Below are 10,573 nucleotides of genomic sequence, written 5' to 3'. Positions count from 1 at the left end.
ACAGTGGATTGAAGGAACAGGCATACCGTGGAAATCGGAATCTCCATCGCCCTCATCCTGGCGAGCCTTCTCATGATCCTGCTCGTCCTGCTCCACAAGGGTAAGGGTGGCGGTCTGTCTGACATGTTCGGCGGCGGCTTCTCGTCGAACTTCGGCGGCTCGTCCGTGGTGGAGCGCAACCTCGACCGGCTGACCGTTATCACCGGCGTGATCTGGTTCGTCTGCATCATCGCGCTCGGCCTGCTGCTCAAGCCCTGAGCTTCCCGGCGACGCGTGACAGTGATTCTCCCCCCGCCGCTCGCGGGGCGATCGAGCAAGGAGTTCATCCGTGGGTAGTGGCAACGCGATCCGTGGCAGCCGTGTCGGCGCCGGCCCGATGGGGGAGGCCGAGCGCGGCGAGGCAGCTCCCAGAGTGCGGGTCTCGTTCTGGTGCGCCAACATGCATGAGACGCGACCCAGCTTCGCCAGTGACGCGGCCGTCCCCGAGCACTGGGACTGCCCGCGCTGTGGCCTCCCGGCCGGTCAGGACGAGGCGGCCCCGCCCGCTCCTCCGAAGAACGAGCCGTACAAGACGCACCTGGCCTATGTGAAGGAGCGCCGGAGCGACAAGGACGGCAAGGCGATTCTGGAGGAGGCGCTCGAGCGCCTGCGCAACAACAAGTCGCCCTGGTAGACGCTGACCCGGTTTGACGGAAGCCCCCGCGCCCTCGCGGGGGCTTCCGTGTGTTCCCGGCGTGCGCGCTCCGGGGTGGTGGACGCGCAGCCCGATCCTTCACACCATCCGTGTCCGCGACGACGACACGAGGGGAACCTTCGGTGAAGGCGCGGACAACGCTCCCGCTCAGCCGGCGTAGACCTGCACGCCGTCTACGAACGTACGGCGCACGCGGGTCGTCCAGATCTCGCTGTCGGGCAGCGTGAACGGGTCGCGGTCGAGCACCACCAGGTCGGCGGGACGGCCCTGCTCGATGACGCCCGCCGGGGAGCGGTTGATCCACGCCGATCCGGCCGTGTACGCGGTGAGCGCCTCGGCCAGGCCGATCCGCTGGCCGGGCAGGAACGGCGTGCGCGCGGTCGGGTAGCCGGCGTGCACCGAGCCGCCGGGCTCGGTCCTGTTGACCGCCACGTGCACGCCCTGCAGCGGGTCGGCGCTGGAGACCGGCCAGTCGCTGCCCGCGCAGAAGCGGGTGCCGTGGCCGAGCAGGTCGGCGAAGGGGTACTGCCACGACGAGCGCGGCTCGCCGAGGAAGGGCAGCGTCAGCTCGTCCATCTGGGCGTGGTGGGTGGCCCACAGCGGCTGCAGGTTGGCGGTGACGCCGAGCGCGGCGAAGCGCGGCACGTCCGACGGCTCGATGATCTGCAGGTGGGCGATGTGGTGGCGGTTGGCCGGGTCGGTGCCTTCGAAGCTGTCCAGCGCCTCGCGCACCGCCCGCTCGCCGATGGCGTGGAAGTGCACCTGGAAGCCGAGCCGGTCCAGTTCGCGCACGTACTCCTTGAGCTTGCCCGGGTCCACGTAGGAAAGGCCGGTGCCGCCGCACTGGCAGTACGGCTCCAGCGTCGCGGCGGTGAAGTTCTCCGTGATGCCGTCCTGCATGATCTTCACCGAGGTGGCGCGGAAGCGCTCCAGCCCCTCGGCGGAGGCGCGGCGCTCCACCAGGCTGGGGATCTGCTCGGCGCCGCGGGTGCGGTCCCACCACAGCGCGCCCACCACGCGGGCCTTCAGCCGCCCTGAGCGGGCCGCCGACAGGTAGGTCGGCAGCTGGTCGTCGGAGCCGGCGTAGGAGCCGACGATCGCGTCCTGCCAGCCGGTGACGCCCAGCGAGAACAGGTGCGCCTGCGCGTCCACGAGCGCGTCGTCGGCGTCCTGGGCGGTGGCGCGCGGGGTCAGCAGGCCGACGAGGTCCATGGCGCCCTCGTGCAGGACGCCGCTCGGGGTGCCGTCGGGGTCGCGCTCGATGCGGCCGTCGGCGGGGTCGGGGGTGTCCTTGGTGATCCCGGCCCGCTCCAGGGCGCGGGTGTTGACCCAGGCGGCGTGGTGGTCGCGCTGGATCAGGTAGGCGGGGCGGTCGAGGAAGTCGAGCTGCGCGCGGTGGGGCAGGCCGCCGGGGAAGGCCGACATGTCCCAGCCGCCGCCGTCGATCCACTCCTTGTCCGGATGGCCGGCGGCGTAGCGGCTGATCTCCTCGATGTAGGCGTCGAGGCCGTAGACCTCGCTCAGGTCGCACTTGGCGCGCTCCAGCCCGGCCTGGACCGGGTGGATGTGCGCGTCGGTGAAGCCGGGCACCAGCAGGCCGCCGTCCAGGTCCACGCTCTCGTGGCGGGGGGCCTGCCGTACCAGGTCGGCCTCGTCGCCCACGGCGGCGATCACGCCGTCGCGCACGAGTACGGCCTCGGCGAAGCCGCCGAGCGCGGTGAACACGCGCCCGCCGCGGAAGAGGGTCGTCATCGGGGAGTGTTCTCCTTCAGTGGCCGGTGATGAGGTCGGCGAGGCGGGCCAGGGCCGAGGTGCGGGTCATGGAGCGCTCGCGCTGGTCGGCCATACGGTACAGGCGGTACATGGAGTGCACGCCCGCCCAGCGCAGCGGCTCCGGCTCCCAGGCGCGCACCTTCCTGCCCACCCACGGCAGCGCGGTCAGCCCGGTGTCCTCGCCGAGGATCAGATCGCGCAGGGTACGGCCGGCCAGGTTCGTGGTGGTGACCCCGTGGCCGGTGTAGCCGCCGGCCCAGCCGAGTCCGGTGTCACGGTCCAGGTGGACGGTCGAGCACCAGTCGCGCGGTACGCCCAGCACGCCGGACCAGGCGTGGGCGACCTTCGAGGAGGCGGCGGCGGGGAAGAAGTCGATCAGGAGCTGCCAGAGCGCCTCGACGGTCCAGTCGTGGGTGTTGCCGCGGGCGTCGACGCGGGAGCCGTACAGGTAGGGGCGGCCGCGGCCGCCGAGGGCGATGCGGTCGTCCTCGGTGCGCTGGGCGTAGATGTAGTAGTGGGCGAGGTCGCCCAGGAGTTCGGCGCCCTGCCAGCCGACCGTGTCCCAGAACGCGGCGGGCAGCGGCTCGGTGACGATCATGGAGCTGTTCATCGGGAGCCACTGGCGGCGCAGGCCCTTGAGCTGGGAGGTGAAGCCCTCGGTCGCGCGGATCACGTGCTGGGCCTCGGCGGTGCCGTACGGCGTGATGGCCCGATGCGGGAGGATGCGCGTGACCGGGGTGCGCTCGAAGACGCGCACGCCGAGGTCGCGCACCACGCGCGCCAGGCCGCGCACGAGCTTGGCGGGCTGGATGCGGGCGCAGTGCGGCGTCCAGACCGCGCCCACCGCGCCGGCCACGCGCAGGTGGTCGGCGGGGTCCACCACGCGCAGGTCCTCCTCGCGCAGGCCGCTCGCGCGCGCGTCCGCGACGAGCTCGCGCAGCCGTCCGGCCTGGGCGCTCGTGCGGGCCACGGTGAGCTCGCCGCCCTTGACGATGCCGGCGTCCACGTCCTCCCGGGCGCAGACGGCGATCACCTCGTCGATCGTGGCGTACATCTCCCGCTGCAGCGCCCGCGCCCCCTCCTCGCCGTGGGTCTTGGCGTAGCGCCCGTGGGAGCCGGCCAGCGCGCCGGTCAGCCAGCCGCCGTTGCGCCCCGAGGCGCCGAACCCGGCGAACTCCTGCTCCAGCACCACGACGTCGAGCGAGGGCCGGGCCTTCTTGAGGTAGTACGCGGTCCACAACCCGGTGAGGCCGGCGCCGACGATGACCACGTCCGCCCGGAGGTCGCCGTCCAGGCGCGGTCCGGGCTCCGGTACGCCGGAGGAGCGATACCAGAAAGACACCTCGCCATTGACGAAGTCCTCAGATAGTGGCACACGCGCGTTCATAGCACCCCATCTTCCAGCATCCGGGATGTAACACGCTGCATCGAAAAGGGGTGCGAGCGAAACAGGGTGTTAGCTTGTCCGAAACAGCCTCCCCGCATGCTGGCGGACATGGCATTCCTGCGTATCCGCACCACGGTCGACGAACGTCCCGGACGTCTCGCCTCGCTGGCCGCCGCCCTGGCCGGCCGGGGCGGCAACATCCTCGGCCTCAGCGTGCAGACCGACGCCGACGGGACCGTCGACGAGTTCGTCGCTGAGATCTCCGCCACACCCGAGACCGTCCGCACCGCCCTGGAGGCGGCCGGCGGACGCCGGGTACAGGTGGTGCCCGCCACCGCCCACGAGCTGACCGACGAGCCCACCAGGGCGCTGCTGCTGGCCTCCCGGCTGCGCTCGATGCCGTGGCGGCTGCCGGAGCTGCTGGCCGAGCTGCTGCGCGCGGACGACGGCCGATGGACCTATGGTGAAGCGGTGAGCGATCTTCCCGACCCGACGCGGCTGGTGGTGCCGGTCGCCGCCCGGCGCGCCGTACGGCTGCGCCGCGCGGAGCTGCCCTTCACGCTGACCGAGGCGGCGCGGGCGGCCTCCTTCGTACGGCTGGCGCAGCCCGCCCCCGACCACTCCACCGCCGAGCAGGGCGTCCGGCTGGCCGACGGCGCCCAGGTCACGGTCAAGCCGCTCACCGGCATCTACCGCGAAGCCGTCCGCGACCTGCACGACCGGTGCTCGCCGGAGGCGCGCAGGTTCCGCTACTTCACCTCGATGCCGGCGCTGCCGCCGCGCATGTTCGAGCGCCTGTGCGACCGCACCCGCGGCCACTCCCTCGTGGCCGGGCACGACGGCCAGGTCGTGGCCATGGCGAACCTGATGTTCACGCCGGATCCCGGCATCGCCGAGATGGCCTTCCTGATCGAGGACCGCTGGCAGGGGCGCGGCCTTGGCGCGGCGCTGGCCAGGATGCTGGTGACCGAGGCGCGCGACCAGGGCTATGCCGAGGTGCGGGCCACGATGCTCTCCGACAACGTCAGGATGCGCCGCCTGCTCGTCTCCCTGGGCGCGACGCTGGGCTACACCGACGACCCCGGCGTGGTCGAGGCCCGCCTGCCGGTCGGCGCCCTGACCGTGGCCTGACAGCGCCGCGGCGCCCATGCGAGGGCCTCAGCCTGATGCGGCGTCGTCCTCTTCGCCGGGCTTGTGGCCGGGCTCCTGGTTGGGCGGGTCGTCCGGACGGGCGATGCCCAGGTGCCGCTCGATCCGACGCAGGCTCGCCTCGATGCGCGTCAGCCGTTCCTCCAGGTGCGTCCCTCGCGGACCGATCAGCGGATCGGCCAGGCTCTCCGGGCCGCGGCCCCGGGTCTTCTCCACGACCTTCGCCCGCAGGGCGCTCAGGTTCGCACCCTGCTTGACCAGGACCTGCGCGGCCACCCCCTCGCCCTCCCTGATCAGGCCGAGCAGGATGTGCTCCGTGCCGATGTAGTTGTGGTGCAGCTGCAACGCCTCGCGCAGCGACAGCTCCAGCACCTTCTTGGCCCGCGGCGTGAACGGGATGTGCCCCGACGGCGACGCCTGGCCGTGCCCGATGATCTGCTCCACCTCCACGCGGACCTCGGGCAGCGCGATGCCGTTCTCCCGCAGCACCATGGCGGCGATCCCCTCGCCCTCATGGATCAGCCCGAGCAGGAGATGCTCGGTGCCGATGTAGTTGTGATTGAGCATTCTGGCCTCTTCCTGGGCCAGAACCACCACGCGGCGGGCACGGTCGGTGAAACGCTCGAACACGGGGGCCTCCCGGCTAAGAGGGCTGATTCCACTATGCGCTACAAACCCCCCGATGTGGGGTAATTGACAGGTGTGGATCTTGACGAGGTGGCGGACCGCCTGTATGGCCTCCCGCCTGCCGACTTCACCGCCGCACGCACCGCCGAGGCCGCGGCGGCGAAGGAGTCCGGGCAGGTACGGCTGGCGCGCGAGATCGCCGCGCTGCGCAAGCCCACGGTCTCGGCCGGAGCGGTCAACCGCGCCCGCAGGGAACATCCCGAACTGCTGGCCGAGCTCCTGTCGGTGGGGGAGGACCTGCGCGCCGCCTGGGCCGAGGGCGACGCCGACGCGCTCGCCGAGCTGACCAGGCGCCGCGGCGAGGTGACAGGCAAGCTCGCCCGGCTCCTGCGCCAGGGCGGCCTGTCCGGCGCGGCGGCCATGGAGGTCGACCAGACCCTCGACGCGGCCGTGGTGGACGAGGAGGCGGCCGGCCTCGTACGGCTCGGCCGCCTGGTGAAGCCGCTCAGCTACAGCGGTTTCGGCGGGCCCTCCGGGCTGCCGTCGGCCGGGCCGGGGCTGGGCCGTAGCTCCGCCCGGCCCCGCCGCGCCACCCGTTCACCGGAGGAGGTGGAGCGGGAGCGGCGCGAGGCCGGGGAACGGCGGGCCAGGGAACTGGCCCAGGCCGAGTCCGACTACCAGGAGTGGCGGGACACGCTGGCGCTGGCCGTTCAGGAGCTGGACGAACGCTCGGAGAAGGTGGCCAGACTGGAGAAGAAGCTGGCCAAGGCGCGCAAGAGGCAGAACGAGAGCCACCAGCGCGTCGAGGTCGCCCGCCGGGAGGAGCGCCTGGCCCGCCAGCGTCTGGAAAAGGCGCACTAGAGCGGGCTGACGACGCGGTAGCGGGCGACGATCGCGCCGCCGTCGAACACCCGCTCCTCGCCCCACGGGAACGGCTCCCGGAACCCGCCGGCGGCGTTCGCGATGCGGTTGTCCAGAGTGGTCTGCGTGTGGAACACGATCTTGCGCACCTGAAGCGACCTCCGTGCGTTCGGCTCACGTGCAAGGCAGACCGTTCCGGCTAGCGGGTGGCGTGGGCGAGGTGGGCGCAGACCGGGAAGCCCTGCTCGGCGTACGGGGCGGCCAGGGTGAGGTAGGCCTGGCGGATGCGCTCCACGGTGGCCGCGTCCTGTTCGAGGATGAACGCGAAACGGGGCCCGGCGGCGCCGGTGACGTCGTCCCACCAGGTGGCGAGGTCGACGCGGTGGCGCCAGCGGATGGTGTCGACCGCGCCGCCGGAGAAGCCGGTTTTCCTGAGCAGGGCGGTGAAGGCCGCGGGGCCGGCGTACCGGTCGAAGTCGCGCGGCGGGTCCGGGTCCACGGGGAGCCCGGCGGAGGCGGCGGCGTCGGCCAGCAGGGTGGTGGCGGGCATCTCGTCGCGCTTCCACCAGCTCAGCGCGAGGGTGCCGCCGGGGCGCAGGACGCGGTGGAGCTCGGCGAGAGTGGCCGGGGTGCCGGGGGCGTGCTGGATGACGAAGTTGCCCGCCACCGCGTCGAAGCCGCCATCGGGGAAGGGCAGCTCGGGCAGGGCGGCCAGCCGGACGGCGGCGTGGGGGTGGGCGCGGGCGGTGTATTCGAGCATGTCCAGGTCGGAGTCCACGGCGGTGACGTCGGCGCCCAGTGCCAGGGCCGCCGCGGTCACCACGCCGGTGCCGCAGCCGAGGTCCAGAAGTCGTGGGGCGCGGCTCTTGCGGACGAGGTTGAGCAGCGGGTCCACGGTGTGGGCGGTGAGGCTCGCGAAGCCGCGGGCGTACACCTGGGGGTTGGTCACGGGCGGCAGCCTATCGGGGGAGATGCCGGGTCGCGGTCGCGCCACTTCAAAGCTCACATTCTTATGTGAAATTTCGCGATAAAGCCTGTCGTTGCCGGTTGTGGGCGACTTATGGTCGTCCGCATGACGATCGATGCCTTCATTGACGCCCTGCCCAAGGTGGAACTCCATGTCCATCTGATCGGCTCCGCCTCGGTTCCCACGGTGCTGGAACTGTCACGGCGCCACCCCGGCAGCGGCGTGCCCACCAGCGAGGAGGAACTCCGCGCCTTCTACACCTTCACCGACTTCCCCCACTTCGCCCGCGTCTACCAGGCGGTCAACTCCCTGGTCCGCGACCCGGAGGACGTGGCCACCCTGGTCCTGGGCCTGGCCCGCGACCTGTCCGCCCAGAACGCCCGCTACGCCGAACTCCAGGTGACCCCGTACGCCCACGCGATCACGGGCATGCCGATGCGCGAGGTGACCGAGGCCCTGAACCTCGCCGCCACCGCCTCCCGCGAGGACCACGGCGTGGAGATGGCCTACATCTTCGACATCCCCGGCGAGGACGGCGAGGAGGCCGCCCGGATCACCCTCGACCACGCGCTCAACGAACCTCCCGCCGCATTGGTAGGTTTCGGCCTGGGCGGGATCGAGCAGAAGCGGCCCCCCTTCCGCGACGCGTTCCGCGACGCCTTCGCCGCCGCCCGCGCCGCCGGCCTGCACAGCGTCCCGCACGGCGGCGAGATGTCCGGCCCGGAGACGATCTGGGAGGTCATCGAGGGCCTGGGCGCCGAGCGCATCGGCCACGGCATCAGCTGCCTGGACGACGAGCGCCTGGTCGCCCACCTGCGCGAGACGCAGATCCCGCTGGACGTCTGCCCGACCTCGAACGTCTGCACCGGCCAGGTCGGACGCATCGAGGACCACCCGCTGCCGCGCCTGCTGGAGGAGGGCCTGTACGTCACGCTGAACAGCGACGACCCGCCCATGTTCGCGACCACGCTGTCCCAGGAGTACCGAGTGGCCCACGCCCTGGGGCTGGGCGCGGAGCACCTGGCCCAACTGGCCCGCAACAGCGTGAACGCCTCCTTCATGCCGAAGGAGACCAAGAGCACCCTCCTGGCCGAGATCGACGCCCTGCCAACCTCCTGAACACGGCGCGGGCCCACGGGGCGCTCGTCACGGCGAGCGACCCCGTGGGCCCTCACGACCGGCCAGGACAGAGGCCCGCGCACGTCGGCGCGTGCGGGTCAGCCGGGCTTGCCGTAACCCATAAGGGCGGAGAAGCCCGATCCCAAACCCGCAGGAGTCAGAGACCCGGGGTGTAGAGGAGGCGGTTGGGGGAGCCGGAGCCGGGGCTGCGGACGACGCCGGTGGTGGCGTTGGCGACGATGGCGTCGCGGACCTGCTGGGGGGTCGCGGTCGGATGCCCCTGCAGGTACGCGGCGGCGGCCCCCGCGACATGCGGCGCCGACATCGACGTGCCGCTGATCGTGTTGGTGGCGCTGTCGGAGGTGTGCCAGGCCGAGGTGATGTTGTAGCCGGGCGCGAACAGGTCAACGCACGGGCCGCGGTTGCCCCACGACGGCTTGGTGTCGGAGATGTTCGTGATCGACACCGTGATCGCCTCGGGCACCCTGGCCGGCGACTGCGTGCAGGCGTCCAGCGCGAACAGCCCGAACAGCCCGTTGCCCGCCGCGATCGCGTAGCCGACGCCGGAGGCGATCGAGCCCTTCACCGCGTCGTCCAGCGCGGTGTTCGCGGAGCCGCCGAGGCTCATGTTCGCCACGGCGGGCTTGACGGCGTTGGCGGTGACCCAGTCGATGCCGGCCACGACCTGCGCGGTGGTGCCGGAGCCCTGGCAGTTCAGGACGCGCACGCCGACCAGCGTCACGAGCTTGGCGACGCCGTGGGCGGTGCCGCCGGTGGTCCCGGCGACGTGGGTGCCGTGGCCGTTGCAGTCGTTGCCGTTCTGGCCGTCGCCGATGGCGTCGAACCCGATCGAGGCACGGCCGCCGAAGTCGCCGTGGCTCGGCCTGATGCCGGTGTCGATGATGTACGCGCGCACGCCCTGCCCGGTGGGCCCGTAGGTGTAGGAGTTGTTGAGCGGCAGGTTGCGCTGGTCGATCCGGTCCAGGCCCCAGGACGGCGGGTTGGGCTGGGTGTCGGAGGCGCGGTGGATCGCGTTCTGCTGCACGTAGGCGACGGCCGGGTCGGCGGCCAGGCGGCGCGCCTGCCGCTCGGTGGCGTTCACGGCGAAGCCGCGCAGCGCGTGCCGGTACTCGGCGAACGTCGTGCCCCCGTGCCGCGCGGTCAGGTCGCCGGCCCGGGCGCGTACCTCGCCGGAATCCTTGAGTACCACGATGTAGCTGCCGGGGACCGGTTCGGCCTCCGGGGTGAGGATGGCCGGGGCGGGGTCGGCGAGGGCGGGGGTGGTGCTCGCCAGGACGGTGGCGGCGGCCGCGGCCAGGGCGGCTGCCCAGCGGAATAACGCCATGGGGGTATCCCTTCGTGAGGATTCGCCCCCGAAGCTAAACGCGACTCCGGCTCATGACAAGGCCTAACATTTGTGGTCAAGCGGTGGGCGTACACCCAGGGGCCGATCCCGCCCGCCTCGCGCGTACACGCAACGCGGTACCCGCACGGTCTCTCCACGCCGGACGCGGCCCGACCCGCGAACCCGGACCCTGGACGACATGAGACTGGGAACGAGAACCCGCAAGGTCGTCCTGGTCGGCCACGTCGTCGCGGTGAGCGCGTGGATCGGCATCGACCTCGCGCTCGGCGTGCTCGTGCTGACCGCGATGCTCACGGACGACACCGCCACCGCCGCGACCGCCTTCCAGGCCGCGCACCTGATCGCCGTGTGGCCGATGCTCATCGCCAGCCTGTGCAGCCTGGCCACCGGTGTCACGCTGGGCCTGGGCAGCAAGTACGGGCTGATCCGCTACTGGTGGGTCGCGGCCAAACTGACGATCAACCTGGCCATGACGACGCTGATCTACTTCTCCCTGCGCCCGGGGTTGTACGAGGCGGCCGAGTACGGACGGGGGGGGGGGGGGGGGGGGCCCCCCCCACACCCGCCCGGCCCCCGCCACAAACCCCACATCGTGGCCCCCAGCCGGCGGCGGGGGGGCGGGCGGCGGTG

10 protein-coding genes and 2 pseudogenes are annotated in these 10,573 nt (G+C 72.1%); 6 read left to right on the top strand and 6 right to left on the bottom strand.

From position 1 onward, the window contains the following. Positions 1-27: 27 nt before the first annotated feature. Both secG and ACFWYW_RS46170 read left to right on the top strand, forming a co-directional pair. Entirely contained in the window at positions 28-258 is a 231-nt protein-coding gene (gene secG, locus ACFWYW_RS46175) for a preprotein translocase subunit SecG (RefSeq protein ID WP_379617630.1), read from the top strand. Positions 259-328: 70 nt separating this feature from the next. Continuing rightward, on the top strand, positions 329-673 hold the full coding sequence (locus tag ACFWYW_RS46170; RefSeq protein WP_184974105.1) for an RNA polymerase-binding protein RbpA: 345 nt from the start codon (positions 329-331) through the stop codon (positions 671-673). 168 nt (positions 674-841) lie between these two features. Here the strand turns inward: ACFWYW_RS46170 and ACFWYW_RS46165 are convergent, their stop codons facing one another. Continuing rightward, entirely contained in the window at positions 842-2,446 is a 1,605-nt protein-coding gene (locus ACFWYW_RS46165) for an amidohydrolase (protein WP_379617631.1), read from the bottom strand. A 16-nt stretch (positions 2,447-2,462) separates the two neighbouring features. Further along, the gene (locus ACFWYW_RS46160) at positions 2,463-3,854 is read right to left on the bottom strand and encodes an NAD(P)/FAD-dependent oxidoreductase (RefSeq protein ID WP_379617633.1); all 1,392 of its coding nucleotides are present in this window, start codon (positions 3,852-3,854) and stop codon (positions 2,463-2,465) included. 108 nt (positions 3,855-3,962) lie between these two features. Here ACFWYW_RS46160 and ACFWYW_RS46155 point away from each other — a divergent pair, with 108 nt between their 5' ends. Continuing rightward, positions 3,963-4,985, top strand: a complete 1,023-nt coding sequence (locus ACFWYW_RS46155) for a GNAT family N-acetyltransferase (protein ID WP_379641283.1) — start codon at positions 3,963-3,965, stop codon at positions 4,983-4,985. 251 nt (positions 4,986-5,236) lie between these two features. Here the strand turns inward: ACFWYW_RS46155 and ACFWYW_RS46150 are convergent. Next, positions 5,237-5,633 (bottom strand): annotated as a pseudogene (locus tag ACFWYW_RS46150) (Clp protease N-terminal domain-containing protein); the annotation flags it as partial. 87 nt (positions 5,634-5,720) lie between these two features. On the opposite strand from ACFWYW_RS46150, the gene ACFWYW_RS46145 reads away from it, so the two are divergent. After that, complete coding sequence (locus ACFWYW_RS46145) at positions 5,721-6,491, top strand: hypothetical protein (protein WP_379617637.1); 771 nt, start codon at positions 5,721-5,723, stop codon at positions 6,489-6,491. Here ACFWYW_RS46145 and ACFWYW_RS46140 read toward each other — a convergent pair. After that, entirely contained in the window at positions 6,488-6,640 is a 153-nt protein-coding gene (locus ACFWYW_RS46140; protein WP_379617639.1) for a hypothetical protein, read from the bottom strand. The genes ACFWYW_RS46145 and ACFWYW_RS46140 overlap by 4 nt on opposite strands. Before the next feature lie 50 nt (positions 6,641-6,690). Then, complete coding sequence (locus tag ACFWYW_RS46135; protein WP_379617641.1) at positions 6,691-7,440, bottom strand: class I SAM-dependent methyltransferase; 750 nt, start codon at positions 7,438-7,440, stop codon at positions 6,691-6,693. Between the two features lie 123 nt (positions 7,441-7,563). Here ACFWYW_RS46135 and add point away from each other — a divergent pair, with 123 nt between their 5' ends. Beyond that, a complete protein-coding gene (gene add, locus ACFWYW_RS46130) occupies positions 7,564-8,577 on the top strand; it encodes an adenosine deaminase (RefSeq protein WP_379639254.1) in 1,014 nt (337 codons plus the stop codon). Positions 8,578-8,734: 157 nt separating this feature from the next. Here add and ACFWYW_RS46125 read toward each other — a convergent pair whose 3' ends face one another. After that, positions 8,735-9,922, bottom strand: a complete 1,188-nt coding sequence (locus ACFWYW_RS46125; RefSeq protein ID WP_379617645.1) for a S8 family serine peptidase — start codon at positions 9,920-9,922, stop codon at positions 8,735-8,737. A gap of 199 nt (positions 9,923-10,121) precedes the next feature. Between ACFWYW_RS46125 and ACFWYW_RS46120 the strand changes: the two are divergent. Then, a pseudogene (locus tag ACFWYW_RS46120) lies at positions 10,122-10,573 on the top strand (hypothetical protein); the annotation flags it as partial.

It is taken from the genome of Nonomuraea sp. NPDC059023 (assembly GCF_042740095.1).
In the GTDB taxonomy this organism is placed as follows: Bacteria; Actinomycetota; Actinomycetes; order Streptosporangiales; family Streptosporangiaceae; genus Nonomuraea.
Note: the sequence above shows the minus strand (reverse complement) of the source record. Positions and strands in the feature narration are given on the sequence as shown.